Genomic DNA, 25,096 nt, shown 5'->3' with positions numbered 1-25,096 from the left:
GAACATTCAAATTTGAAAATAATTATTTTAACAGAAAAATTATAGTTCTACTATTTTAAGATTTTTTGTAAAATTTAATCTACACGAGTCGGGAACTTTTTCACTTTTTGCTTGTAAACTGATGTTTACTTAATTGATTTACTATAAATTATACAAGAAAAAACATGTTAAAATCAGTCTCTACTAATGCTATTCAGCATTTTGAAAAAAATCCAGAAAACAGGGACATTCAAAATTGACCGCTGGTATAAAAGTAAGATTTCTCTTCAAAGTTAGAGAGAATTCAAAATAAGGATTAAAACAAGATTAAAAAAGTTCGTTAAATTTTAATATAATTAAAAATGAAAATTGTTACATTTGCATTTTATATGTCCATACATACCAACATATAAATTTAGTATGTTCCTATCAGTGGAGAAATCAGTATCTAAAAATCACCCGAAAAATATCCGCCAAGTTCTTGTCAGTTAAAGATTCCTTTCCAATGAAAATAGCTAATTACCTGTTCCTGCTTTTCAGTCTGTGTTGTCTTCCACTTTTTGCCCAACAAAAAACAATCTGGAAAATTGGAGAAAACGACAATGCTGCCAGTGGTATGGCGCTTGCTCCGGATAAGTATAAAAGTTTTGTTGAAAACGATTTTGGTTACGAAGACCGTTTTTTTCTGATAGGGCATTCAGATGCAAAAAAAGACTGGCCCTACATACTTCCGGGACCGGTTAATGGCTGGGGCGGCACTGGAAATACAGCAGGAATCCGTTCGCACTTTTTGACCGTTTTCTTTGAAATAAATGACAAACCCGCAACCGGAAAATGGCAGCTGATAATAGATATACTGGACACAGATTCGCTTAATGCACCTTTTTTCAAAGTACTTGTCAACGGAAAATCCTGGGAATATAGGTTAGATAAAGGGTCAAGTTTCAAAGATCCTGATCATTTCACCGCAAATCCAAAAGAGCAGTTAATCAAAATTGACATTCCAGCAGACCTGATAAAAACCGGCGCCAACGAAATTGTGATGACTTCTCTGGAAGGCGGCTGGCTGGCCTTTGACCAGATAAAACTTGACGGACCGGAAACAACAAAACTGGCAATTCCAGGAGATATTCTGATCCGGAATATCAAAGCAGCCGATTATGAAATCAACAAAAACGGAAAACTATTTCAGCCATTTCTGGTTGATTTATCACATATCAAAGGGAATCCAACAATTCAGGTAAAGCTGGATGGACAAGTTATCCTGAATCAAATTATTGAACAGGATCGCTATATTCTTGAAGCTCCTATGCCGGCAGTTTCTGGGCAAAAATCCAGTCAATATGAGGTATTGATCAACAATATACTTGCAAAAAAAGGAGTTGTTGGACGTTCAATAATGAAATTGAAAACTCCTGCTGGCTACGTCAATACCATGATGGGCGCCGGACATTCGCGGTGGATGATTGCACCCGGACCATGGATGCCTTTCGGAATGGTGAAGCTTAGTCCGGATAATCAAAACAGCGGCTGGCAGGCTGGCTACGATCCTACATTTGAATCCATCGGCACATTTAGTCATATCCATGAATGGACGATGACAGGCCTTGGCACATTTCCAACCAGCGGACCCTTACAAATAAAAATGGGTGATCAAAGTCATCCGGATGAAGGTTACCGGTCCAGAATAGACAAAAGCTCCGAACAGGCGCCGCTTGGTTATTATAAAGTAAACCTGACTGATAATAACATTACTGCTGAATTAACATCCACTACCCGCGCCTCTTTTCAACGTTATACTTACCATCAGAGCGATATTGGCCGTGTGATGGTGGATTTTCAAATTCCTACCGAATATGGATACAAGATTAAAAATATCAAAATTGATAAAATTAATGATCACAGAATTGAGGGTTATAGCGACCAGCTTTCCCGCAACGTGTGGTCAGGTGGTGTTGATCAGCAGTACAAAGTTCATTTTGTAATTGAGTTTGATCAGCCTATCAAAAACTATGGAGTTTGGCTGAATGACGAGATCAAGAAAAACACAAACCTGCTGGCTGACAGTGCGAAAAATGCAGGAATTTATCTTGAATTTGATACCAAAAACAACAAAGTTGTTCAGCTGAGATCAGGGATTTCCTACGTCAGTATTGAAAACGCAGCACTCAATTTAAAAACAGAAATCTCCGATCCTTTCAACTGGAACTTTGAGCTGGTCAGAAATAATCAGGAAAAAGTTTGGAATGATTTACTCGGGCGTGTTGCCATTACCAGCAATGATCAGCGTGAAAAAGAAAGATTTTACACAAATATGTACCGCTCTCTGGCGAGCAGAAATACATTCAGCGATGTGGATGGAAGCTGGCGCGATGCGGATGAAAGGATAAATAAATTCCAGAATAAAGATGATATCGCGTTGGGTTGTGATGCTTTCTGGAACACCTTCTGGAACCTGAATCAGTTCTGGAATCTGGTAACGCCGGAATGGTCGAACCGCTGGGTAAAATCACAACTTGCTATGTACGACAGCGGCGGATGGCTTGCAAAAGGTCCGGCGGGAATGGAATATATTCCGGTAATGGTGGCTGAACATGAAATTCCATTAATCGTTGGTGCTTATCAGATGGGCATCCGCGGATATGATGTGAACAAAGCCTATGAAGCCGTACACAAAATGCAAACAACACCAGCAGCAAATGTTGGTGGTGGTCGCGCAGGAAACGAAGATCTGGTTACTTATTTAAAACACAAATATGTACCATATGATGAAGGCCGTTTTTCAAACTCCCTGGAATACAGTTTCGATGACTACACCGTTTCCCAATTCGCAAAAGCATTAGGCAAAAAAGAAGATTATCAGATCTTTAAAGACAGAGGAAACTGGTGGAAAAATGTGATTGATCCAAAAACCGGTTTTGCCAGAATGAAAGATGCAAAAGCAAATTGGCTTGCAGATTTTGATCCGTTCAAATCCGGCGCCAACCACCATTATGTTGAAGGAAATGCCTGGCAGTTAACCTTTTTCGTACCGCAGGATGTGACCGGATTGGCAAAAACAATCGGAGAAGCAGAATTTGTAAAAAGACTGGATTGGGGTTTTAATGAAAGTGTAAAATGGAGATACAACGGTCCAAATGACCAGTATTGGGATTATCCGGTAGTTCAGGGAAACCAGCAGTCGATGCATTTTGCATTTCTTTTTAACTGGGTCAAAAACCCGTGGCTGACTCAAAAATGGAGCAGATCGATTGTCGACAGATATTACGGTCACGAAGTTTCCAACGCATATCTGGGCGATGAAGATCAGGGACAAATGAGCGCATGGTTTGTGATGAACGCACTGGGACTTTTCCAGACCGACGGCGGTACAAGAGTAAATCCAATCTACGAAATCGGCAGTCCATTATTTGAAAAAGCAATAATTGATTTAGGAGAAAAATTTGGCAGAGGAAAAACATTCACAATCGAAGCCAAAAACACTTCGAGAAAAAACATTTACGTCCAAAAAGCCTTACTAAACGGAAAACCATTAGATAGCTTCTGGTTCAACGCCTCCGATTTATTAAAGGGCGGATCATTGATTTTAGAAATGGGTCCAAATCCAAACACAACCTGGGGAACTGCCACCCTACCACCAACTGAATAACTAAAACATCTTAAAAAAATCTTAGCGCCCATCCTTTTTTGCTTTGCATGAAACAAAACCCATAACCATGAAAAATACCATCCTAACCCTTACCTTTTCTTCCTTACTCCTGAGTTGCGCTACAAAAGAAAAACCAGAAAAAAGCATTTATCAAACCGATAGCACCCTTTCCATTGTAAAAGCAAAAGCATTGGAAATTGTCAAAACCGGTTTCAACGCCGGAGACGGATATGGTGAAGTCTGGATCAGAGATTATAACACCTTCATCACCCTGTCCGCAGAAGTTCACAAACCGGAAACATTGAAAGAAAACCTGAGCGTATTTTTCAAATTACAAGGCGAGGACGGAAACATTGTCGACGGATTTATTCCCATTCAAAAAGCCAAAGAATCAAAAGTTGGCTATGAATATATTTACAATGACCTCGAACCAAAATATGCCGGACATAAAAATACCGTAGAAACCGATCAGGAATCCTCCCTCGTTCAGGCTGTTGAGAAATATGTAAAAGTAAGTGGTGACACCGCTTTTCTAAGTGAAAAAATCGGTTCAAAAACCGTAGCGCAAAGATTGGATTGGGCCATGGAATTCTTGATGAATCATCGATATGATAAAAAACACGGATTAATCTGGGGTGCTACAACGGCCGATTGGGGCGATGTTCAACCAGAACATGACTGGGGCGTTTACCTGACAAAAGACACACATTTGGCCATTGATATATACGACAACGCTATGTTCCTGATTGCGCTTGACAAACTGATGGAACTGATTCCTGCGAAAAAAGCCAAGTGGCAGCCTATTCGTGATGCTATTGCCAAAAATACCATGACACATCTTTGGGACGAAAAAAACCAGAAATTCATCCCACATGTATACCTGAACGGCTCGCCGTTTCCTGATAGTCTGAATGAAAATGAAATTTATTATCACGGCGGGACGGCGGTAGCTATTGAAGCAAATCTTTTATCAAAAGAGCAAATCAAGGTTTCGCTCGATAAAATGATTGATAATGTAAAAAAATCGGGTGCCGGTTCCATCGGACTTACCTTATACCCTACCTATCCCGCAGGCAGTTTTAAAAATAAAGGAATGTATCCATATGGCTATCAAAACGGCGGCGACTGGACTTGGTTTGGTGCCCGTATGGTTAGTGCATTATACCAAAACGGATTCAAAAATGAAGCTTACGAACAGCTCAAACCGATGCTAAAAAGAGTCATCGACAATAAAGGGTTTTACGAATGGTACACGGTCGATAATAAACCAAAAGGCTCCGGAACATTTCGCGGAGAGGCGGGCGTGTTATATGATGCGATCATTTTATTCGAAAAAGACGATTTGAAAGAGAAATAAAAATGGAAGAAAAAACAGTAATGGCCATCGACCTGGGCGGCACGCAGATAAAAATGGGATTGGTCAGAGGTGCTGAAATACTTTCTTCAACCCAGATTGATTCACAAGCCGGAAATGGTTTGAGAGAACGCTTGCCGGAAATTGAAAAATGTTTAAATCAACTTTTGGAAAAAGCTTCACTTTCTGCCAATGATATCGCCGGCCTTGGTATGGCCATCCCCGGAATTATTGATTCTGTTGATAAAAAAATCTTAACCATCAATGATAAGTATAACGATGCACCAACGATTGATTTGAGCGAATGGGCAAAGAAAACATGGAATCTTCCGCTTTTCCTTGAAAACGATACCAGGTCGGCATTGTTGGGAGAATGGAAGTTTGGAAAAGGAAAAGGTTACGACAATGTTGTACTGATGAACCTTGGAACCGGCATTGGAACTTCCGCCGTGATTGAAGGAAAAATCCTGAGAGGAAAACATTTTCAGGCTGGAATTCTGGGCGGTCATTTTATGGTCAACGTTAAGGGCGACCGCTGTAATTGTGGAAATTATGGATGCGCCGAAGCAGAAGCATCTACCTGGAATCTGCAAAAAATTGTAAACAGCCATCCGGAGTTTTTCGACAGTTTACTTTTTCAACAGCCTCAACTCGATTTCAAAACCATTTTCCGGTTTGCCGCTGCCGAAGATCCGCTTGCTGTGCTGGTTTGTAATGAATGTCTGGAAATATGGAGTGCCTGTGCCATGAATTTAATTCACGCTTACGACCCTGAAATATTGATTATGGGTGGCGGAATCATGGGTAGCAAAGAAGTTATTTTGCCATACATCCAGGAAAAAGTAAATCAAAATGCCTGGGCTATCTGGGGAAAAGTGAAAGTTACGGAAGCGTCATTAATCAACACTGCTGCTCTTCTGGGCGTTGGCAGCCTAGTTATTTAACCCCTTAAAATCATCGTTTTGAAAAAGTCAAATTTTAACAAATTCCCTCAGGTAAAAATTGCCGGACACAAGGCTGTAACGGGTTGGGAGGATATTTCACAAACTATTCAGGATAAAATTAAATCAATTTCTTCCACAAAAACCATCGTGGTACTGGACACTTACCATGGTGTTTATATTGACGAAATATTATCAGGATTGAAAATCGGACAAACAGAATCTACTGTATTTGACGTCTCAAAAGCTTTTCTGGATCCGGAAAAACTGGAAGAACTAGTTTATCCGTTTGTTACTGATGATCCCGTTTTTGGATTTGTAACAACTTTGGAACTGTCTGCTTTTTTTGATCCTGAAAAAGTGAATATCATGCAAAAAGAAATTCAGGATGTCAAAGAAGGAATTATCCTGATTGCAGGAATTGGAGCGTCACTAATTGCTCCTGACCCAGATATTCTGATTTATGCTGATATGCCAAGATGGGAAATCCAGCTTCGTTTCAGAAAAAATAAAATCAGTAATCTTGGTGCGGATAATGCGGGAGATGCATTTTCATATCAATATAAAAGAAGCTTTTTCGTTGACTGGAAAGTTTGCGATAACCACAAAAAAGCGCTGATGGATCATTGGGATTTTGTTCTGGATACGACCATTGAAAACCATCCTAAATTGGTAACCGGAGCTGCTATAAAAGATGCGTTGGACAAAACCATTGAACAACCATTCCGTGTTGTCCCGTTTTTCGATCCGGGTCCCTGGGGTGGTCAGTGGTTGAAAGAAGTTGTAGATCTGGACCGGACGGCGCAGAATTATGCCTGGGGATTTGATTGTGTTCCCGAAGAAAACAGTCTTGTTTTTGATTTTGATGGCGTGGCTTTTGAAATTCCGTCCATCAATCTTGTTTTTACACATCCTGCCAGTCTGCTTGGCGAAGCAGTTTATGAAGCTTTTGGAGCAGAATTCCCGATCCGTTTTGATTTTCTGGATACCATGGAAGGCGGCAATCTGAGTTTGCAGGTTCATCCCATGCATCAGTATATCAAAGACAAGTTCGGTATGGGATATACGCAGAATGAAAGCTACTATTTTCTTGATACCAAGGACGATGGTTTTGTGTATCTCGGATTAAAGGAAAATATCGATCCGGCATTAATGCTGGAAGAACTGGAAACTGCTCAGGAAGGTGAAGCTGATTTTGACGCCGATAAATTTGTCCAGAAATGGCCGGTTAAAAAACACGATCATATATTAATTCCTGCCGGGACTGTTCATTGCTCAGGTGCCGATACGGTTGTGCTTGAAATCAGTGCAACACCTTTCATTTTCACTTTCAAATTGTGGGATTGGGGACGTATGGGACTGGATGGTAAACCGCGTCCGATTTCTCTTGAACATGGAAAAAATAATATCCAGTGGGAAAGAACTACCGAATGGGCAAGAAAAAATCTTGTAAACCAGATTGAAAATATAGCTTCCGGAGATGGCTGGCGTGAAGAAAGAACAGGACTTGATACCGAATCTTTCATAGAAACAAGAAGGCATTGGTTTACGAAAAAAGTGGAGCATAATACCGAAGGAATTGTAAATGTCCTGAACCTGATTTCTGGTCGTGAGGCCATTGTGGAAAGTCCAACCGCTGCGTTTGAGCCTTTTGTTGTTCATTATGCTGAAACATTTATAGTCCCTGCCAGCGTAGGAAGGTATACAATTACACCACACGGTGAAAGTGCCGTACAAGAATGTGCGACGATCAAGGCGAGCATCAGAACCAACAATCTCAAAGAAGATTATAAAATCAATTAATCATGGGAAATCAGGGAAGCGTATTTTTTCTATATAAAATTACCCTGGTAGCGGCGGTGGGTGGTTTGTTGTTTGGTTATGACACGGCAGTAATCGCCGGAGCAATCGGATTTTTACAGATTAAATTTGATTTATCTCCATCGATGGTCGGCTGGGTTGCTTCCTGCGCATTGATCGGCTGTGTTTTTGGAGCTTTGTTTGCAGGTGCGCTTAGCGACTGGCTGGGAAGAAAAAAAATCCTGATTCTCTCTGCGATTTTATTTGGCATATCTTCTCTTGGAATCGCTGTTCCTTCTGATTTGAACTGGTTCGTTTTTTTCCGCATCATCGGCGGATTAGGCATTGGAATCGCTTCCATGCTGGCACCAATGTACATTACTGAAATCGCACCGGCAGAAAAACGTGGCAGACTTGTGTCCATTAACCAGCTCGGTATCGTAACCGGAATTCTGCTGATTTATTTTGTCAATGCAGAAATTGCCGGCATGTATGATCAAACCTGGAATGTGGAAACCGGCTGGCGATGGATGTTTGGTTCAGGCATTTTTCCGTCTGTGATATTTTTGATCTTACTATTTTTTGTACCGGAAAGTCCGCGCTGGCTGGCCAAACAAGGCAGAAATGAAGAAGCGCTTATCATTCTGACAAAAATAAACGGACCGGAAAAAGCCGGAATCGAACTCGTTGAGATCAATCAAAATTTAAATACAGAATCCGTTTCTTTCTCTGAGATCTTCAAACCCGGAATCAGAAAAGCACTGATTGCCGGAATTATTCTGGCTATGTTTTCTCAAATCACAGGTATCAACGCCATCATGTATTATGCGCCTGAAATTTTCAAATCCACTGGCGATGGTTCTGATTCTGCTTTGCTGCAAACCATTTTAGTCGGCGTGGTGAATTTTCTTTTTACGATTGTTGCGATAAAATATGTTGACAAAGTTGGCAGAAAAGGTTTGTTACTAGTCGGTTCAGCAGGAATGACAATTTGCCTCGCTTTAATTGGCGGTGCTTTTTACCTTGATCTGGCCAAAGGTTATCTCGTTCTTATTTCTATTTTGGCATACATCGCCTTTTTCGCTCTCTCACTCGGACCACTGGCTTTTGTGGTTATAGCAGAAATATTCCCAAACCGCACACGCGGACGCGCCATGTCCATCTGTGTTTTTGCTTTGTGGATTTTTGTATTTATTGTCTCCCAATGCTTTCCAATTTTGCTTCAATCAATCGGAAACGCATTTACTTTCTGGATTTTTATGCTGATGTCCGTTGGAGCTTTTCTTTTTGTCTGGAAATTTATTCCTGAAACAAAAGAGAAAACTTTGGAAGAAATGGAGAAACTCTGGCTTTAAAGTCTCGGTATAAAACTCTAATTCAAAATCGAAAAACAAATTTTATTTGACTTTGTGAATCTTGGTGTTTCTTTCTTGGTGCAACTTTGTGGTAACATTAACACAAAGCGCACCAAGATTTTTCACAAAGGGCAAAAGCAGTATATGTGATTAATTTTCAGACAATTCCTTAATTTTTACGATAGCATTATCCCAGGCGGAAGACATCATTTCAAAATATTCCGGAGCTATATCAAGATCAACTTCCAGAAAAGTGCCTCCCTCGGCATCTGATATTTTATAAGTTTCGCGGCCTCCTTTCATCTGGTTTGCCATTTCGCTTTCAAAATCCTCAACACCGCCTTGCAGTACTCCTGTATATTCAATCGATAGTAATTCATTGGGTTGGCTTGCAACAATTTCTCCAATCAATCCGCTTTCACTATCATCTTTAAAAACCGCCTTACTACCTAATTTCCAATCGGTTACCGCATAACAACCTACACTGAATTCATTATACCAAATCCTGATATACGGATCTGTAAACAAAACATCCCAGACTTTTTCTTTGGGCGCTTTAATCAATATTGATTTTTGGATTAATAATTTTGCAGTTTCCATAGTCTTGAATTTAATCCGTGAATTGATTTATTAAATGCATCAGCTTTCCGCAATCGTTGTATATGGTCTTGTAAAGAAATCCGGAAAGCCAAAGTTTAATCGTTTATCAACTATTTATATTGCAAATTTAACATCATATTTATAAACCCAGGTGGTGCAATCAAGACGATGTGGAGGGTTGATTGCGACATTTTTTCGTTCTATTTTTGAAATATGAAACACATAGCTATTCTCGTTCCCAAAGGTGCTGCGGCGTTAAGCTGTATTGAAGGCCCGTTCAATATGTTTACCAAAATCAATGAGTTTCTGGAAATCAAAGGAAAACAGGCTCTGTTTGATGTAAAGCTTATCGGACTTTCCAAAGAGCCGGAGATTTATGATAAATTATTTCGCGTTTATCCGGATGCTATGATTGGTGAAATTCCAAAAACGGATCTGATCATTATTCCGGCTGTCAATGGCGACAGAGAAGCTGTGATAGAAGCTAATAAAGAATTCTTTCCCTGGATTGTTCAGAGATATGAGGAAGGTTCAGAAATTGCCAGCCTTTGCGTTGGTGCTTTCTTGCTGGCTTCCACTGGTTTAATGAAAGGAAAAAAATGTGCGACACACTGGGTTGCCGAGAATGATTTCAGAAGAATGTTTCCGGATGTTGATCTGGTAGCCGACAAAATCATTACCGATGAAAACGGAATTTATTCCAGCGGTGGCGCTAACTCATACTGGAATCTGCTTTTGTATCTATTAGAAAAATATACAGATAGAAATATGGCTATTCTGGCTTCCAAATATTTCGAGATAGAAATGGACCGGAAAAGTCAGTCGCCATTTATTATGTTCAACGGCCAGAGCGAACATCAGGACGAACCGATCAAAAAAGCCCAGGAATTTATCGAGACGAATTTTCAGGAAAAAATCACTGTCGATCAGTTATCATCTATGTTTGCGATCGGGCGGAGAAGTCTGGAACGCCGCTTTAAAAAAGCCACTTGTAATACTGTTTCGGAATATATCCAGCGCGTCAAAATTGAGGCTGCCAAAAAGAGTTTTGAGGGAAGTCGCAAAAATATCAATGAGGTGATGAACGATGTCGGTTATTCGGATACCAAAGCGTTCCGGACAACTTTCAAAAAGATCACCGGGCTTTCGCCAATCGGATATAAAAATAGATACAACAAGGATATGGTAGCGTTGTAATCTGTACTTATTTGACCAAAAGAATTTGCTCTGCCGGAGAACGATGGTTTTCCGGCAGAACTTCTGCTTCAAATTTAAAGTATCTGAGCAAGCTGATGATCAGGGAAGATTGAACGATGCCAGAATCAAAACAAACCCGCAGGATTTTGTCACAATCTTCCAGATCAAAATTGGCCTGATAACCTACAAAGGTCAAATGAATCTGATCCAGCAGCATATTGGCAACTTCGCGGTCGGTGACGTTGGTCTTAAAAACTTCTATCATATGGATGATTTTTAGTTTTGGCTCTTAATCAGATAAATACAACCCGCTTAATTTCCCAAATTCAGAATTCCTACTTCCTCGTATTTTTCCTTCGTGTCTTTTGGCCTTCTGAGCAGTGTGAGTTGCGTACAGCGGAAAGTCCCGGTATAATTCAATGCATTTAATTGACCCAGAACAGTTTCCGGATCATCAAGATAAACCGTCCGCACGATTGTAAGGTGCAAACCTTTCATTTTCCCGCAACGAAAAGTGGATTGAATCAAGGCATACAGATTTTTCAGTTCCTCCGATTCAACGACATTCAGAAACAACGTTTGTCCATATGGCCCCTTATGGAAAATGCCAAATCCGTTTATTTCAACATCAATTGGCGAAGTATTTACCAAAGCCGCTTGCAAAGTACTCAAAACCAAATCCTTTTCTGCTTTTTGTTTAAACGAAAGAAAAGAAATATGAGGCCGGAAATATTTCTGTCGATCGGGCCCAACGATGGCTTCCGTTTGTGCTTTCAGCATAACCGCATCCTCTTCAATATTTTTTGATATGGAAAGAAAGACCTCGTATTCGTATGTAACAGGTTTGTCGGCAACAGGTTGCTCAAATAATCCCGTTTGCCCGTTATTTTTTGCCATTTTATTTTTTCAATTTCAATCTCAAAATAAGGATAGTTCAGTGCGCCCCTGATCAGCCGGCAAGGTACCATTTTTTCAAAAAAACACTAAACTATCCTCTTTATACGAAGCGTCTCAACTTATTTCATGATAAACAAAGGCGCATAACTTTTGCGGTAATACCAGGCAATAAACAAATTCCCGACCAACATGAAAATTGCAATCGGTATGCCTTCCGGTGCCAGGAAAACATGCACCAGAAAAATGTGTATGGTTATCGGAAATATCACAATGGCAGTCAGCGGGATAAATAAGCCTGCTACGAGCAATAGTCCGGCGATCAGTTCCACAGCTTTCAAAAACGGCATAAAATAACCAGATGCTGCCAGACCTTCGTTAAAAAGTTTCATCGGACCGGCCAATTCAGGTTGTGGAATCAGTTTAAAAAAGAATGCGATGGAAGCAAAAAGGAACATCAATCCCATTAGCACACGTACAATGATGACTGCAATTTTCATGTTTTTCGTTCTTAAAGTTTAGATAGAATTTGGATAGGCGTGGTCAAAACACCTTTTTCACCCTAATATAAATAATTTTCAATTTCAACCCTGAATTACAGCCGGATCCATCCACATTACTTCCCACAAATGCCCATCCAGATCCTGAAAACCGTGACCATACATAAAGCCCTGGTCCTGAACTGCATTCGGCGCTGTTCCGCCGGCTTCCAGAGCCAGACTCACGAGCTTATCCACTTCTTCCCTGCTTTCAGCCGACAAACAGACAATTGCCTGCGCATACTCCTGCGTATCGGGAATTTCTTTTTTTGTAAATCCTTTGAAAAAAGGTTCAACCAGAAGCATCACAAAAATGTCTTCGCTGATGATCATACAAGTCGCATTTTCATTGGTGAACTGCGCGTTGAAGGTATAGCCCAGGTTCGTAAAAAACGCTATCGACTTATTCAGGTCTTTTACGGGTAAGTTGACGAAAATTTTAGTTGCCATTGTTTTTAGTGAGTTAAATTTTCTGATGAGAAATATAAGTAAGGGTCTGTTAACTTATTGTTTTTCAATGATTCCTTTCAGGGTTACGAGACTTTTTTCCATATCCCCACCCAGAAGTTTGCCAGTGAATAAGTTGGTAATATTCATTGGATATTTACTGGCACCCACCATTTTCCAGATCATTTTTGTCTGGTTTTCCGAAACCGGTTCCGCTATCATTTGTGTTTGTGAGATGCCTTCAAATGGTTTTTCGAAACGGATTTCCAGGTCCACTTCCTTACCTTCATGAAGTGCCTTTATTTCCTGTTCGCCTTTTCCGGCTCTTTCCTTTCCCTCCCAGGCATATACAAAACCAACAGTGCCGTCCGTGCCCCTGAACTGCTTCGTGATTGTTTTGTCCATCATCACCCACACATTAAAATTGTCCTGATTTTTAACATATTTAACGTAATCATAAACCGCCTGATTCGGTTTGTTGATCGTGATTTCCCTTTCGATCGTGTATTCTTTTTTGACAAACAAAGCGACGACAAGCACAAGCCCAATTATCAGTACAATGCCGATCAGGATAATTTTAAGGACATTCATTTTCTTTATGTTTAGGTATTAATAAGTACGCTGCAAAAGTAATGTCACCGTTTTGATCAAAAAGGGGGCAAACACGGCAATCTTGGGGGTGGATTACGCCAAAGGTTATTTTCCGCTGTTTATATCATAAAAAACCGACCAGTAAATACCGAATTTATCGACCAGTGATCCCATTCTGCCCGCAAAAAAATCTTCCAGCGCATGAGTTACTCTTCCGCCAAGCGATAATGCTGAAAAGAAATCGTTCATTTCCTCTTCACTGGTGGCCGTTATTGTCAGGGCCACATTATTTCCCGGGACAATTCCGTCAGGGCCAATCATGTCTGTCGCCATAAACATCAGATCACCTTTTGTCAGGCTTGCATGTAAAATGCTCTTTTGCAATTCAGCCGGAAAATGCTGCGCCATTGGAGAATCTTCGATCACGATGAATTCCAGTTCTCCGCCCAGAGATTCCTTATAAAAATTCATTGCTTCACGGCATTTGCCGCCAAAAGTCAGATACGCATTGATTTGTGCCATAATGATATAAATTTTCTGGTTTTAATACAACAAATTTATAAACTCTGATTTAAAATAAAGGGGTGTATAAACGACGAAATTCGTGGCAGAACACGACAAAATTGAGAGGCAAATCAGGTTTTTATCCGCTTCATTACTTCTCCCGCTCATTTAAAGAGACAAATCAACTTTACCCTTTCAGATTTAATATACAAAACGTATAGTAGTGATAGTTAAAACCTTTTCTTGCTAACTTTGGCAACCGGATTTTCTTCGAAGTTCAATCTTATTTCTAGTTTAAAAATCTCTGATCGATTGCCATGACTGACCGCAAATTTCCTATTGGCCCATTTATAAAACGGGAAGATTATTCCAAAGAAGCCATTGAAAGTATCATTCAGGGTATAGAACTGGCTCCGGCCAATTACCGTGAGCTGGTTGGAAATCTTTCAGAAGCAGAACTGGCCAAAACTTATCGTGACGATAGCTGGAACGTGCGCCAGATTGTACATCATGTGAGTGATATACAGTACATTCACTATCTGCGGCTCAAAAAAGCGCTGACAGAGCCCGAAAACAAAGAAATGATCCTGATTGATATGAATGCCTGGGCTGCTACGGCGGATTCACTTTCCGCGCCCATTGAAGATTCTTTGCAGTCCTTTGAAGGTACTTTAAAACGTTACGTTTTCCTGGCCAGGACCCTGACCGAAGAACAGCTGTCGATCAGTTATTATCATTCGGCCCGGCAAGTTTGGTTTACACAAAAAGATGCGCTTGCGATTTCTCACTGGCACATTTACCATCATTTAGGACATTTGAACTGGGCCTTGGGTAAATTCTGATCTTTAAATATCCGCCTGCTTTTCAGATGAAAGTCCGATTGATCTGCCGTCGTAACTTTCATCTGAAACCTTTATTTCAGTGATTTAACTTTTATTTCCCTTTCAGCAAATCTTTAAGATCCGGGTGAAATTGTGAGGTCAGAAAGTGGGTAATATCAAACTCAGCCAGTTCCAGTTTATAAAACGGATCTTCACTAATAATTTCTCTAACCTGCTCCTCCGACTCCGCCAAAGCCAAAATTATCCCACCCGACCGCGGCACTTTCCTTCCCGACGCTACGAATATATTTTTCTTATAATACTTTTTGAGGTATTTGACATGAGCAGCCATATGCTGGTCGAGTTCTTCGAGGGGGACGATGTAGGTTAGGGAGATGATGAACATTTTTTGGGGTGGTTTAGAGATTAGATATTTGTGATTTCTAAGTTTGGCTGGGTAAAATTTGTGCCAGAGGGACTTAGTTGCTTTAATTATGCTATTTTAGGCAAATAATATAATCCTCAACACATGCAACAAGGTCTTTACGAGCAACTTATTACAAAGCTAATTTCTTCCAAACTGGAAAGTATAGACCAGAAAGAATTTTTTGTTAGAGAAACGATCGTCGAAAAAAGTGAGGCTGCAAAAGTTTTAAGTCTTTATTTGAATGAAGTGATTAATCGCGGCTTGGGATCAATTACCGGAGATATCAGTATTGAAAGACAAATTGAAATCTCGAATAAAATCATTCGACTATTACGTGATGAATTGGCAGATACAGATTTCAACGATGATTTGATTACGGTCAATGGTAGGATATTGAATGCAGTATTTTCAAAAATAGATGCGCCCTTCTCGGATTTTGACAAACGCTTAAAAGAGATCACACCCTATACACGCCTAAGCCAGAGCGAATTATTCACAGGATCGAATGTTGGGATTTCTCTTGACAGCGAATTGAGAAAGGAGATTCTTTCATCAGACAAAATTTATTTTCTGGTTTCTTTTATTAAGTGGTCAGGTATAAGGATCTTCAAAAAAGAATTGGAAGAATATACCAGCAGGGGAAATTCGTTGAAAGTTATTACAACTTCCTATATGGGAGCTACTGATTTGATCGCAGTGGAATTTCTAGCTGGCTTACCCAATACAGAAGTTAAGATTTCGTACAATACAGAGAATGAGCGCCTTCATGCAAAATCCTATTTATTTTTCAGAAATACCGGTTTTAATACGGGTTATATTGGATCTTCCAATTTGTCCAGAAGTGCTTTAACCAGCGGTTTGGAATGGAATCTTAAAGTTACAACGCAGGAAGTTGGACACATTATTGATAAGTTTTCCAAAACTTTTGAGACCTATTGGGAGGATAATGAATTTGAAATATTCCGACTTGGTGAACATACTGAAAAACTAAAAGTTGCTCTTAAAAGAGAAAAAAGTAGAGACAAAAATGAAGCTTCGTCTTACTTTGAATTAAATCCTTTCCCATTTCAAGCTGAAATTTTAGAAAAACTAGCTGCTGAAAGAATAATTCATAATCGATATAGAAATCTTTTAGTAGCCGCAACCGGAACGGGAAAAACAGTTATATCTGCCTTTGATTTCAAAAGGTATTATGTTAAAAACCCTAACGCCCGGCTTCTCTTCGTTGCACATCGAAAGGAAATTCTTGTACAGGCAAGAGCGACATTTGCCGGAATTTTAAAAGATAATAATTTTGGAGAGCTTTGGGTAGAAGGAATAGAACCAGATCGTTATGAATTTGTCTTTGCCTCTGTGGCCACTTTGAAAAACAGAATTGGCACAATAACGCTTTCTAAAAACTACTATGATTTTATAATTGTGGATGAAGTACACCACATTACCGCAGATAGTTATCGGCCAATTTTAGAAAAATTTAAACCAAAGATTTTACTAGGACTAACCGCAACGCCAGAAAGGATGGACAATGCAAATATCCTTGCTGATTTTGATAATACTATTGCGGCAGAAATCCGGTTACCCGAAGCGTTAAATAGAAAGTTGCTTTGTCCTTTTCAATATTTTGGTATTACTGATAGCGTTGATTTATCGAACGCATCTTGGCAAAACGGACGGTATTTGCCGGCAGAACTAACCAGAATTTATACTCAAAACGATATCCGGGTTGGCGAAATCATAAATAACTGCGCAAAATATCTGCGGGACTATGAAGATGTGCGCGCGTTAGGTTTTTGTATTACTAGGGAACACGCATCTTACATGGCGGAAAAATTTGCGCTGGCCGGCCTAAAAGCAGATTATCTTGTGAGTGGTAATGATCGGGAAGAGTTGAGATCGACGATTAAATCCAGGTTTAGAAAGAAGGAAATAAATTATTTATTTGCGGTTGATATCTTCAATGAGGGCGTTGATATTCCAGAATTAGATACCGTTTTGTTTCTAAGGCCAACGGAAAGTCTTACCGTATTTTTACAGCAATTGGGAAGAGGGTTACGCTTATCAGAAAGAAAAGAATGCCTGACTGTTCTGGATTTTGTAGGAAATGCTAGATCTGAGTATGATTTTGAAGGTAAATTCAGAGCCTTGATTGGCAAAACCAACACATCCACCAAAGACGAACTTGAACGTGATTTTCCACATTTACCACTAGGCTGTTCCATTGTTTTAGAAAAAAAGGCGAAGGATTTTATTTTACAAAATATCAAGGCTGCCACGCAATTGAGCAGCAAACAATTGATAAATAAAATTGCCAACTTCAAACATCAAACGACTTTACCGCTAACACTTAAAAATTTTACAGAATTCTATCATATTCCTCTTCAAGCTATTTACAAAAAAGGTACTTGGAGTAGATTATGTTTTTTTGCCAATCAAGCTAACGATTTCTCAGTAAATAATGAAATAGAAATAAAAAGAGCGATTGCAAAAAAATGGCTCTGCTGTAATTCATACAGTTATTTGTCATTTATTTTAAAACTTGCCAAACGAGATTTTCAAATCAATATTACCGAGTTTGATGAATCAGAAAGACTAATGCTCACCATGCTGCATTATGACTTTTGGCAGACCAATGCTGGCTCTGAAAACCTTCAAACAAGTATTCAAAAAATAGGCGACAATTCAATTCTGGTCAAGGAGATCGTGGAGGTTCTAGAACTTTTAATTGATCAAATTTCTCATATTGAATTGGATATTGATCTTCCGTACGCGCAACCTTTGAAAGTACATAGTCGTTACACGCGTGAGCAAATTCTAGTGGCATTTGGCGACAGCACATTTGAAAGAAAATCCAGCAACCGGGAAGGCGTAGTAAATCTTGACAGCAAGAAAACGGAACTGTTACTTATCACTCTTAAAAAAACAGAAGAAAATTACTCTCCTACCACTTTGTATAATGATTACGCAGTCAGCGAAACGCTATTCCACTGGCAGTCTCAAAACAGTGCAAGACCGGAAACTGGAAAAGGATTATCATATATAAAGCAAGAAGAAAAGGGAAAAATCATTTTACTTTTTGTAAGGGAAAGAAACGATGACGAATTTGGAAATACTTTTGCCTACGTTTTTCTAGGAGCGGCAAATTATCTGGATCATTATGGTTCAAAACCGATGAACATTCACTGGAAATTGGAAGAGCCGATACCACATTATATGTGGAAGGAAACTGCGAAGATGGCGGTTGGGTAAAATTCATCTTATTATTAAAATTTAAATATTCTTTATTCACTAAATATAAAGTTGTAATGATAACAGCTACTTTTAAACTTACAGAAAATGAACTATATGAAAGTTTAGTTGAGATATCGAAATCAAAGTTTGTGGTAAGAGTACTTAGAGTAATCGGAATTGCCCTTCTTTCTCTAATGATTCTGCTATTCATATTTAATATTAGTAATGGGAGTCTTGTCCTAAGTTTCGGTTTTTTCTTTCCCATATTTCTACAATTATTTATGATTTTCATTTCCGAAATAACAGCTAAACTTCAAGTTCCAAGCCTGTTAAAAACAAAAGATCCACTCGTAGAAAACATGCTTATAAAGGTTGATTCAAACTATTTTAGTTTTACCGGCGAAAGTTTCAATATTCAAATGTCATTAGAAAAATTACATTCCGTAATAGAAACTAGAAATTTTTTTCTTTTAAAAGTTTCAGATGGTAGCGCCAATGTAATTCCTAAACGAGCCTTTACAATTGACGATGTAATTCAATTTAAAAATATTATCTCTGCTGTACCTGGACTTAAAGTGAAACTTAAAAAGTAGACTTAAATCGTGTAATAAATTAAAGCTGTAATAACCCATGAACCTAAAACCCACCCTACTCCTCCTCCTAATCACCCTCACAACCTACGCCCAAAAAAACCAAAACCTCGCCATCGTCTTCATTGGCAACAGCATCACCCAGGGCAAAGGTGGGCCGGATGGGTTTCCTCCGCCGACGCATGCGGTCAATTATTTGAAGGAGCAAAAAGGAGTTCAGGATGTGGTTTTTGCTAATTTGGGACGGAGCGGGTCTACTACTTTGGATTGGCTGCCGGGAAGCGGGAAGTATTTTGTGAAAGTAATTGAGGCGGCCGATAGTCTGTTCCTAAAAAAAGATCACCAGCTCGTATTTTCCATGAAACTGGGTACCAATGACAGTGCCATACAGGGGCCGAATGGCTCGCCGGTTTCCAGGGAAGATTATAAGAAAAATATGCAGACTATTATTTCAACGCTGCTCAAAAAGTATCCGGGCAGCAAGGTGATTGTGCATCATCCGATCTGGTATAGTACCAATACTTACAACAGCTCCAAATATCTGCAAGAAGGCCTGGACAGGTTGGAAACTTATATTCCTGAGATCGACGGCATGATTTCGGAATACAAAACTTCGGATCCGGGACGGGTTTTCAAGGGCGATACCAAGGCGTTTAAATATTTCAAAAAACATTATCTCCAATTACTGAAACCGGAAAAAGGACAGCAGGGAACATTTTATCTGCATCCTAATGAAGAAGGTGTTGTTGTACTTGGTAAGTTTTGGGGCAAAGCGATTGAAAAAAGAATATTGTGATCATTCCTTTTTCAATCTGTCTTTTTGCTTTTAAATATCAGCGATTTTTGAGGTGACACTTATTTTTAGCACCTCAAAAATCGCCTTCCTTAACAAAAAACCGCACGCCGTTACTTTCAATTTGTTCCCAGTCGTCACCGCTAAATTCTGCCTCACAATATTCATCAAAACAAACTTCGGCATCGAAAATTCTCAGCATAACGGTCACGATCATCGGGTATAATTCCATGTCATCAATTTCAAAGGCGAGCTGGATAATGTCAACGGAATCGCTGTAACAGGCCATAAAAACCTGGAATTGTCGCCAGGATTTTTCTTTGGTTTTATCGAGATGTTTTGTGTCGCTGCCGGCATTCTGGATTTCTTCATATTCACTATCCCAGAATATTTCCCATTCCAGAAGCATTTCAGGCAGGAAAATATGTTTTTCTATTCCCCCCGCATCGCTGTAAATTTTACTCCAGATAAATTTGCTGGTCATGGCCCCCAGTTCGGCATAGGATTTCTTTTCGATGAAAGACCTTAACCGCGCTTTAAGTCCCGCCATGGTATCCATTTGAAAATCGTCACCATCCTCCGTGCCAAATTCCAGTGTGTTATCAATGACGAGCGCTTCGTATGCATCGTCTTCAAGTTCTGAAAACTTCTCAAATGCCTGGATGAATTCGTCATAAGCAGGAATTCCTTCCGGCGTATTTTCATTATCAAACATATTACGTGCAATGCCCTGAATTCCCGTTTCTTCCGTAATGGCTTCCACTTCGCTTTTTAACACAGTCAAAACATTGCTTTCACCGCCAAATGACAGTGTTTCATATCTTTCGGAGAGATAGGATTTTAAACTCATGAGCGAATAAAAATAGGGATCGTCCGGAGAAACTTCCGCGTTTTCTTCATCCCATTCGCCATCCTCAACATTGTAACCCAGTGGAAAAGATACCGTTTCAGCGCCGTCACTGATGCGACAAAACAAATTCTCTTCTTCGCTTTCGTTTAAATAATAAGTGATTTCCATATTGTTTTATGCTAATATTTTGAGGCGGATAAAAATCGCCGGTGTTACATTTTAATCTTCAAATTATTCCCAAACCAGCAAATAGCCGCTGCTTCTGCCCCCGCCTCCATCTTTTGCCAATACTCCTTTTCCAATCAAATCCTGAATATCCCTGCCGGCAGTATCCTGGGAACACTTTGTCATTTTCGCCCATTTGGAGGAAGTCAGTTTTCCAAAAAAATCTTCCTGCATTTTGTTTATCATGAAACGTTGACGCTCATTAAGTGGCGTTGCAGCATGTTTGTCCCAAAACGATACCCTTTGCAAAACCACATTCAGCGTTTCTTCGGTTACCTGCAAAGCATCGCGCATGCAGGACAAAAACCATTGAAGCCAGAGCGTTATATCAAGGTCGCCCTTTTGTGTTTTTTCCAGTATGGCATAATATTCATTTCTACGTTTTCTGATCTGCGCCGACATGCTGTAATACCGCTGACCGCTGCCTTCCGTCCGGGCAAGCTGCATATCTGCGATGGCCCGCGCAATCCGGCCATTTCCGTCATCAAAAGGATGTATTGTCACAAACCACAAATGAGCAATTCCCGACTTGATGACCGGATCTATATTAGCAGCACTATTAAACCAGCTCAGAAATTGTGCCATTTCGTGTTCAACACGTGTTGCATCCGGTGCTTCAAAATGTACTGTTTCTCTTCCCAACGGACCGGAAACTACCTGCATCGGACCTTTCTCATTGTCCCGCCATTTTCCAGTCAGGATTTGATACATACCGCTTCGTCCGGATGGAAATAAGGATGATTGCCAACCCAGCAAACGATCTTTTGTCAGTTCATGATTGTATTTCTGGGTAGCATCCAGCGTCATTTCCACGACGCCATCCACGTTCCGGTCGGAAGGAACGAGCCCGGCGATTTCTATGCCCAACCGTCTTGCAATAGATGAACGCACTTCTTCACGTCCCAATACTTCGCCTTCAATTTCCGACGATTTTAAAACATCTTCGGTAAGTGTTTTTAATATGGTTTCCGCTTTTGATGAAAAACCCAAAGCCTCCATTCGTCCTGCAATCTTTCCCTGAACATAACGCACCTCTCCCAAAACTGTCGAAAGCTCAGCTTCATCCCAACTAAATTGAGGCCAGTTTTTTCTTTGGTGGATGTATAGGCTCATTATTTTTCTGCGGTGAATACTAGAAACAATCTCCGCAAATTTGCGGAGATTAGCAAATTTATTTTCCGCATTTTAAATAATACAGATGAGAATGATAGTCAGATAGTGACGAAAATTTATTTTCAAATAGCTGTTAATCAGAATATTAAATCTTACTTCTGGTCGAGCAATATTTCAAAATATCAATTTATAATCTCCGCAAATTTGCGGAGATTAATTCATTTATTCTCCGCATTTTCTTCAAAGTCAACAAAAATATTGATCCATATTGCCCTTCCCAAGCGAATGATTATTGGCTGCAAGGAAAACAGAATGATGGTAATGGCGACGAAAAACCATTCTAACTGCATTTTGACAAAGACAAGTAAAAGCACAGATAAAAGTGTCATCAGGAAAATGACGATTGGAAAACTTGTCCATAAAGCGCCGATATAAAAACCAGGTTCGATTTTGAAATCCTGACCACAAACGGGACAATTATCAGGCATTTTTAATGCGTCTTTCAGACTATATGGATTCCGTTTTGTAAACAGGTTTCCCTGATGACAACGCGGACATTTCATCCTGAAAACATTTACTATTTTTGACATTTTACTTTTTTGTTGATCTGTGGAGGGCTGAAATTTTTAGACTTGTTGCCGGGTTTGTTAACCCGTCCGACGGCGAAAAAAGCCGCCGGACGGGTGGCTCGTCGCCAAACTTTGGCAATTTATTACATTTATTTCCCTGCCATTTGCGCACGGATTCTGCTTAGGGAAGGGCCTTTGATTCCAAGATAAGAGGCTACATGTCCCAGCGAAACGCGATTGGCAACATCCGGGAATTCGGCCAACAGGGAAAGATAGCGATCCTCGGCTGACTGGCTTAACAAACCCTCTGCCTTAGTTTGGCTGTAAACATAGTATTGTTCGGCTAAAAGTCTTCCAAAACGCTCCCAACCGTGTGATTGCGGGTACAGCGATAATAAATTTTCATGACTGATCACGATCAATTCGGAATCTTCAAGGGCTTCAATACTATACGGACAGGCTGTCTGCGTCAGGAAACTTTTCAGGGAAACCAGAAATGTGTTTTCCGGGATGAAATAAATATTATGTTCCGTCTCTGTTTTTAAATCCGTGTAATAAACCCGGAACAATCCTTTGACGATAAAACCGATTTGTCTGCAAACGGAATTACGGAAATTGAAAAATTCATTTTTTGCAATTTTCCTGTGCGTCCACATATGATCTGCCAGCCGGATATCTTCTTCACTAAGCTGCGCAAAATGACTGAGGCTATTATGTAATGTTTCCTTAGGACTTAAAAGCATTGTAAAATTTGATTTTAAGAAATAAAACTGCGGATACCAAAACTGAAAATAACTGATTCTATACCACACTTTTCATAGAACTAAGGTACCACTTATTTCCTGCACTCTTTTCGCCTGATATCATATTTTATACCGTTTCGTCGCTTTTTAACATAGGTGAAAATTATTGCCGGGGGCCGCTTCTACCTTTGACCTATCAAAAAACAAACAAATTATTTTCAAAACATAATCCTTAAAAACAATGAAAACGATCATCACATCCCTGGCAATTTTGCTTACAATGGCATTCACTTCATGTAATTCAGAATCCAGTCCGGCACCTGAAAAGAAAGCAGAAACCGTAGTTTTAGTCCATGGCGCCTGGCAGGGCGCTTTTACCTGGAAAATTGTCAAAAGTAATTTAGAGAAAAAAGGATTTACTGTTGTTGCCGTGGAATTGCCCGCTCACGGAGATGATACTACGCCAGTTGCCGGTTTGACGCTGGACAGTTATAGCGCAAAAGTAATTTCGGCTATTGAGGCACAACCTTCCAAGGTAATTCTGGTAGGTCATAGTTTGGGCGGCATGGTGATTTCTGCGGTTGCTGAAAAAGTGCCTGCCAAAATAGCCAAACTTGTCTATTTGGCTGCATTTCTTCCCCAAAATCAACAATCCTTATTTGAAATTTCCGGCGCTGATAAACAAACGCTTTTACCAAAAGCTCTGGAAGTAAGTGCAGACCAGTCAACAATCTCTGTAAAATCAGACAGTCTGATCAATATTTTCTGCCAGGATGGAAGTGCTGAAATTAAACAACTTATCTTATCAAAAAACAGAACAGAACCACTTTTGCCTTTGACGAATAAAGTGACTTTAACAGACGCAAATTTCGGAAGTGTTACAAAATTTTACATTCGTACGATTAATGATCATGCGATCGGTATCAATTTGCAGGATCAAATGATTAAAACGACAACGATTAAAAAAGTATACAGCTTAACAGCGGGACATACAGCGCATCTTTCTCAGCCTAATGAAGTTTCTGCAATTATTGAAGAGATTGCTGCGATTAAATAATCTTGATATTTTGGAAGTAAAGGATCCTCTCAGAACTTTGTTTTGGGAGGATTTTTTTGGTTTCTAAATTCCGGGAGTTTTCTGATTAGGATTTTTGATTTATGTTTTGTTTACCGGAACGCGTTTCTGGCAAGATCCATGTTTTGTTTACCGGTCGGACGGTGGAAAAAACCGTCTGATCGGTGGCCCGAACGCGTTTCTGGCAAATAAGTTGTTATTGGCGGCCCGTCCGACGGCTTTTTCGCCGTCGGACGGGTAAACAAAACTATCCAAGATCAATTTCTCAAATTATTTCCTGACAACCGGCTTTAATCCGCGCATGGCTTTGGTGCCAATTGCCGGCATTTTTGCAGGCAATTTTAATAGGGTGGTTTCCGGTTTTGGATATTCAACGTAACCTGATAAGTATCTTTCAATAATAAAATCCACTTCGCGTTCAAAACCAATTGCCGGCTCATTGGCGTAGGCAGTCATATCATACAATTTCCTGTGCCAGATCGCAGAATCCAGATTTCCATCAAGGAAATATACATTTTCAAACCCTTTATCAAATTTGAAATGAATACCCTTTTCCGCATTAGCAATCAGACTTTCCGGATTTCCGGTTAAGGTTATCGGCATGTAAGTTTTCTTTTCGTAAACAAATCCGCCGTGACTTGTTTTGATATATTCCCGCATCGTTCTTGGCGCATCACCAACATATAACACATCCACAAGCAGAATCTGTTTTGCTGCATGGAACTGATCAGCGGTAGTAATTAAAGGAAGCTGCGAAATTTTAATCATTTTAAAGATAGTAAAATGGGATACTGTTTAACAAAACAGCTCCG

General features: G+C 39.9%; 24 protein-coding genes. 11 read left to right on the top strand and 13 right to left on the bottom strand.

The annotated features are described in order from the left end of the window. Nucleotides 1–484: 484 nt before the first annotated feature. The 5 genes from IEE83_RS03150 (at nt 485) to IEE83_RS03130 (ending at nt 9,078) form a co-directional block, all read left to right on the top strand. Nucleotides 485–3,628 carry a GH92 family glycosyl hydrolase gene (locus IEE83_RS03150; protein WP_194119175.1) on the top strand — a complete coding sequence of 1,048 codons (3,144 nt, stop codon included), beginning with the start codon at nt 485–487 and terminating at the stop codon, nt 3,626–3,628. A gap of 67 nt (nt 3,629–3,695) precedes the next feature. Continuing rightward, a complete protein-coding gene (locus tag IEE83_RS03145) occupies nt 3,696–4,985 on the top strand; it encodes a GH36-type glycosyl hydrolase domain-containing protein (RefSeq protein WP_194119174.1) in 1,290 nt (429 codons plus the stop codon). A gap of 2 nt (nt 4,986–4,987) precedes the next feature. After that, entirely contained in the window at nt 4,988–5,926 is a 939-nt protein-coding gene (locus IEE83_RS03140) for an ROK family protein (RefSeq protein ID WP_194119172.1), read from the top strand. 18 nt (nt 5,927–5,944) lie between these two features. Further along, nucleotides 5,945–7,726 (top strand): class I mannose-6-phosphate isomerase, encoded by a 1,782-nt coding sequence (locus tag IEE83_RS03135; protein WP_228101659.1) that lies wholly within the window; start codon nt 5,945–5,947, stop codon nt 7,724–7,726. Nucleotides 7,727–7,728: 2 nt separating this feature from the next. Beyond that, on the top strand, nt 7,729–9,078 hold the full coding sequence (locus IEE83_RS03130; protein WP_194119171.1) for a sugar porter family MFS transporter: 1,350 nt from the start codon (nt 7,729–7,731) through the stop codon (nt 9,076–9,078). Nucleotides 9,079–9,228: 150 nt separating this feature from the next. Here IEE83_RS03130 and IEE83_RS03125 read toward each other — a convergent pair whose 3' ends face one another. Beyond that, the gene (locus tag IEE83_RS03125) at nt 9,229–9,678 is read right to left on the bottom strand and encodes an SRPBCC family protein (RefSeq protein ID WP_194119169.1); all 450 of its coding nucleotides are present in this window, start codon (nt 9,676–9,678) and stop codon (nt 9,229–9,231) included. 213 nt (nt 9,679–9,891) lie between these two features. Here IEE83_RS03125 and IEE83_RS03120 point away from each other — a divergent pair, with 213 nt between their 5' ends. Continuing rightward, entirely contained in the window at nt 9,892–10,875 is a 984-nt protein-coding gene (locus tag IEE83_RS03120) for a GlxA family transcriptional regulator (RefSeq protein ID WP_194119168.1), read from the top strand. A 7-nt stretch (nt 10,876–10,882) separates the two neighbouring features. On the opposite strand, the gene IEE83_RS03115 is transcribed toward IEE83_RS03120, so the two are convergent. The 6 genes from IEE83_RS03115 to IEE83_RS03090 all read right to left on the bottom strand — a co-directional run bounded on the left by IEE83_RS03115 (nt 10,883) and on the right by IEE83_RS03090 (nt 13,868). Continuing rightward, nucleotides 10,883–11,140 carry a hypothetical protein gene (locus IEE83_RS03115; RefSeq protein ID WP_194119166.1) on the bottom strand — a complete coding sequence of 86 codons (258 nt, stop codon included), beginning with the start codon at nt 11,138–11,140 and terminating at the stop codon, nt 10,883–10,885. Between the two features lie 47 nt (nt 11,141–11,187). Further along, the gene (locus IEE83_RS03110) at nt 11,188–11,772 is read right to left on the bottom strand and encodes a 2'-5' RNA ligase family protein (protein WP_194119165.1); all 585 of its coding nucleotides are present in this window, start codon (nt 11,770–11,772) and stop codon (nt 11,188–11,190) included. Between the two features lie 119 nt (nt 11,773–11,891). Further along, nucleotides 11,892–12,269 carry a DoxX family membrane protein gene (locus IEE83_RS03105; protein ID WP_194119163.1) on the bottom strand — a complete coding sequence of 126 codons (378 nt, stop codon included), beginning with the start codon at nt 12,267–12,269 and terminating at the stop codon, nt 11,892–11,894. An 84-nt stretch (nt 12,270–12,353) separates the two neighbouring features. After that, the gene (locus tag IEE83_RS03100) at nt 12,354–12,758 is read right to left on the bottom strand and encodes a VOC family protein (protein ID WP_194119162.1); all 405 of its coding nucleotides are present in this window, start codon (nt 12,756–12,758) and stop codon (nt 12,354–12,356) included. 54 nt (nt 12,759–12,812) lie between these two features. Continuing rightward, nucleotides 12,813–13,346 (bottom strand): SRPBCC family protein, encoded by a 534-nt coding sequence (locus IEE83_RS03095; RefSeq protein WP_194119160.1) that lies wholly within the window; start codon nt 13,344–13,346, stop codon nt 12,813–12,815. 105 nt (nt 13,347–13,451) lie between these two features. Further along, nucleotides 13,452–13,868, bottom strand: coding sequence for a VOC family protein (locus tag IEE83_RS03090; protein ID WP_194119159.1), 417 nt, complete (start codon nt 13,866–13,868; stop codon nt 13,452–13,454). A gap of 299 nt (nt 13,869–14,167) precedes the next feature. Between IEE83_RS03090 and IEE83_RS03085 the strand changes: the two genes are divergently transcribed. Beyond that, nucleotides 14,168–14,692, top strand: coding sequence for a DinB family protein (locus tag IEE83_RS03085; RefSeq protein WP_194119157.1), 525 nt, complete (start codon nt 14,168–14,170; stop codon nt 14,690–14,692). Between the two features lie 91 nt (nt 14,693–14,783). Here IEE83_RS03085 and IEE83_RS03080 read toward each other — a convergent pair whose 3' ends face one another. Further along, the gene (locus tag IEE83_RS03080; protein ID WP_194119155.1) at nt 14,784–15,077 is read right to left on the bottom strand and encodes a YciI family protein; all 294 of its coding nucleotides are present in this window, start codon (nt 15,075–15,077) and stop codon (nt 14,784–14,786) included. A gap of 123 nt (nt 15,078–15,200) precedes the next feature. Here IEE83_RS03080 and IEE83_RS03075 point away from each other — a divergent pair, with 123 nt between their 5' ends. From IEE83_RS03075 to IEE83_RS03065, 3 genes are read left to right on the top strand one after another with little or no spacing between them, the layout of a single operon-like run. After that, complete coding sequence (locus IEE83_RS03075; RefSeq protein WP_194119154.1) at nt 15,201–18,344, top strand: DUF3427 domain-containing protein; 3,144 nt, start codon at nt 15,201–15,203, stop codon at nt 18,342–18,344. After that, nucleotides 18,311–18,919, top strand: a complete 609-nt coding sequence (locus IEE83_RS33385; protein WP_194119153.1) for a YcxB family protein — start codon at nt 18,311–18,313, stop codon at nt 18,917–18,919. The genes IEE83_RS03075 and IEE83_RS33385 overlap by 34 nt, the downstream gene beginning before the upstream one ends. A gap of 37 nt (nt 18,920–18,956) precedes the next feature. Continuing rightward, the gene (locus tag IEE83_RS03065) at nt 18,957–19,712 is read left to right on the top strand and encodes a GDSL-type esterase/lipase family protein (RefSeq protein ID WP_194119152.1); all 756 of its coding nucleotides are present in this window, start codon (nt 18,957–18,959) and stop codon (nt 19,710–19,712) included. A gap of 73 nt (nt 19,713–19,785) precedes the next feature. Here IEE83_RS03065 and IEE83_RS03060 read toward each other — a convergent pair whose 3' ends face one another. The 4 genes from IEE83_RS03060 to IEE83_RS03045 all read right to left on the bottom strand — a co-directional run bounded on the left by IEE83_RS03060 (nt 19,786) and on the right by IEE83_RS03045 (nt 23,209). Beyond that, nucleotides 19,786–20,727 (bottom strand): hypothetical protein, encoded by a 942-nt coding sequence (locus IEE83_RS03060; protein WP_194119151.1) that lies wholly within the window; start codon nt 20,725–20,727, stop codon nt 19,786–19,788. Nucleotides 20,728–20,790: 63 nt separating this feature from the next. Continuing rightward, nucleotides 20,791–21,897 (bottom strand): Fic family protein, encoded by a 1,107-nt coding sequence (locus IEE83_RS03055; RefSeq protein ID WP_194119150.1) that lies wholly within the window; start codon nt 21,895–21,897, stop codon nt 20,791–20,793. Between the two features lie 218 nt (nt 21,898–22,115). Further along, the gene (locus tag IEE83_RS03050) at nt 22,116–22,487 is read right to left on the bottom strand and encodes a DUF983 domain-containing protein (protein WP_194119149.1); all 372 of its coding nucleotides are present in this window, start codon (nt 22,485–22,487) and stop codon (nt 22,116–22,118) included. A 128-nt stretch (nt 22,488–22,615) separates the two neighbouring features. Next, on the bottom strand, nt 22,616–23,209 hold the full coding sequence (locus IEE83_RS03045) for a Crp/Fnr family transcriptional regulator (protein WP_194119148.1): 594 nt from the start codon (nt 23,207–23,209) through the stop codon (nt 22,616–22,618). A gap of 241 nt (nt 23,210–23,450) precedes the next feature. On the opposite strand from IEE83_RS03045, the gene IEE83_RS03040 reads away from it, so the two are divergent. Further along, nucleotides 23,451–24,266 (top strand): alpha/beta fold hydrolase, encoded by an 816-nt coding sequence (locus tag IEE83_RS03040; RefSeq protein WP_228101658.1) that lies wholly within the window; start codon nt 23,451–23,453, stop codon nt 24,264–24,266. Nucleotides 24,267–24,554: 288 nt separating this feature from the next. Here the strand turns inward: IEE83_RS03040 and IEE83_RS03035 are convergent, their stop codons facing one another. Next, nucleotides 24,555–25,052 carry a hypothetical protein gene (locus IEE83_RS03035; RefSeq protein ID WP_194119147.1) on the bottom strand — a complete coding sequence of 166 codons (498 nt, stop codon included), beginning with the start codon at nt 25,050–25,052 and terminating at the stop codon, nt 24,555–24,557. Nucleotides 25,053–25,096 lie beyond the last annotated feature (44 nt).

It is taken from the genome of Dyadobacter subterraneus, from assembly GCF_015221875.1.
Classification (GTDB): Bacteria; Bacteroidota; Bacteroidia; order Cytophagales; family Spirosomataceae; genus Dyadobacter; species Dyadobacter subterraneus.
Note: the sequence above shows the minus strand (reverse complement) of the source record. Positions and strands in the feature narration are given on the sequence as shown.

Excerpts from the sequence above, each read along its gene's own strand:
- IEE83_RS03150 (WP_194119175.1), top strand. The coding sequence starts at position 485 with ATGAAAATAGCTAATTACCTGTTCCTGCTTTTCAGTCTGTGTTGTCTT.
- IEE83_RS03145 (WP_194119174.1), top strand. The coding sequence starts at position 3,696 with ATGAAAAATACCATCCTAACCCTTACCTTTTCTTCCTTACTCCTGAGT.
- IEE83_RS03140 (WP_194119172.1), top strand. The coding sequence starts at position 4,988 with ATGGAAGAAAAAACAGTAATGGCCATCGACCTGGGCGGCACGCAGATA.
- IEE83_RS03130 (WP_194119171.1), top strand. The coding sequence starts at position 7,729 with ATGGGAAATCAGGGAAGCGTATTTTTTCTATATAAAATTACCCTGGTA.
- IEE83_RS03125 (WP_194119169.1), bottom strand. The coding sequence starts at position 9,678 with ATGGAAACTGCAAAATTATTAATCCAAAAATCAATATTGATTAAAGCG.
- IEE83_RS03120 (WP_194119168.1), top strand. The coding sequence starts at position 9,892 with ATGAAACACATAGCTATTCTCGTTCCCAAAGGTGCTGCGGCGTTAAGC.
- IEE83_RS03115 (WP_194119166.1), bottom strand. The coding sequence starts at position 11,140 with ATGATAGAAGTTTTTAAGACCAACGTCACCGACCGCGAAGTTGCCAAT.
- IEE83_RS03110 (WP_194119165.1), bottom strand. The coding sequence starts at position 11,772 with ATGGCAAAAAATAACGGGCAAACGGGATTATTTGAGCAACCTGTTGCC.
- IEE83_RS03105 (WP_194119163.1), bottom strand. The coding sequence starts at position 12,269 with ATGAAAATTGCAGTCATCATTGTACGTGTGCTAATGGGATTGATGTTC.
- IEE83_RS03100 (WP_194119162.1), bottom strand. The coding sequence starts at position 12,758 with ATGGCAACTAAAATTTTCGTCAACTTACCCGTAAAAGACCTGAATAAG.
- IEE83_RS03095 (WP_194119160.1), bottom strand. The coding sequence starts at position 13,346 with ATGAATGTCCTTAAAATTATCCTGATCGGCATTGTACTGATAATTGGG.
- IEE83_RS03090 (WP_194119159.1), bottom strand. The coding sequence starts at position 13,868 with ATGGCACAAATCAATGCGTATCTGACTTTTGGCGGCAAATGCCGTGAA.
- IEE83_RS03085 (WP_194119157.1), top strand. The coding sequence starts at position 14,168 with ATGACTGACCGCAAATTTCCTATTGGCCCATTTATAAAACGGGAAGAT.
- IEE83_RS03080 (WP_194119155.1), bottom strand. The coding sequence starts at position 15,077 with ATGTTCATCATCTCCCTAACCTACATCGTCCCCCTCGAAGAACTCGAC.
- IEE83_RS03075 (WP_194119154.1), top strand. The coding sequence starts at position 15,201 with ATGCAACAAGGTCTTTACGAGCAACTTATTACAAAGCTAATTTCTTCC.
- IEE83_RS03065 (WP_194119152.1), top strand. The coding sequence starts at position 18,957 with ATGAACCTAAAACCCACCCTACTCCTCCTCCTAATCACCCTCACAACC.
- IEE83_RS03060 (WP_194119151.1), bottom strand. The coding sequence starts at position 20,727 with ATGGAAATCACTTATTATTTAAACGAAAGCGAAGAAGAGAATTTGTTT.
- IEE83_RS03055 (WP_194119150.1), bottom strand. The coding sequence starts at position 21,897 with ATGAGCCTATACATCCACCAAAGAAAAAACTGGCCTCAATTTAGTTGG.
- IEE83_RS03050 (WP_194119149.1), bottom strand. The coding sequence starts at position 22,487 with ATGTCAAAAATAGTAAATGTTTTCAGGATGAAATGTCCGCGTTGTCAT.
- IEE83_RS03045 (WP_194119148.1), bottom strand. The coding sequence starts at position 23,209 with ATGCTTTTAAGTCCTAAGGAAACATTACATAATAGCCTCAGTCATTTT.
- IEE83_RS03040 (WP_228101658.1), top strand. The coding sequence starts at position 23,451 with ATGAAAACGATCATCACATCCCTGGCAATTTTGCTTACAATGGCATTC.
- IEE83_RS03035 (WP_194119147.1), bottom strand. The coding sequence starts at position 25,052 with ATGATTAAAATTTCGCAGCTTCCTTTAATTACTACCGCTGATCAGTTC.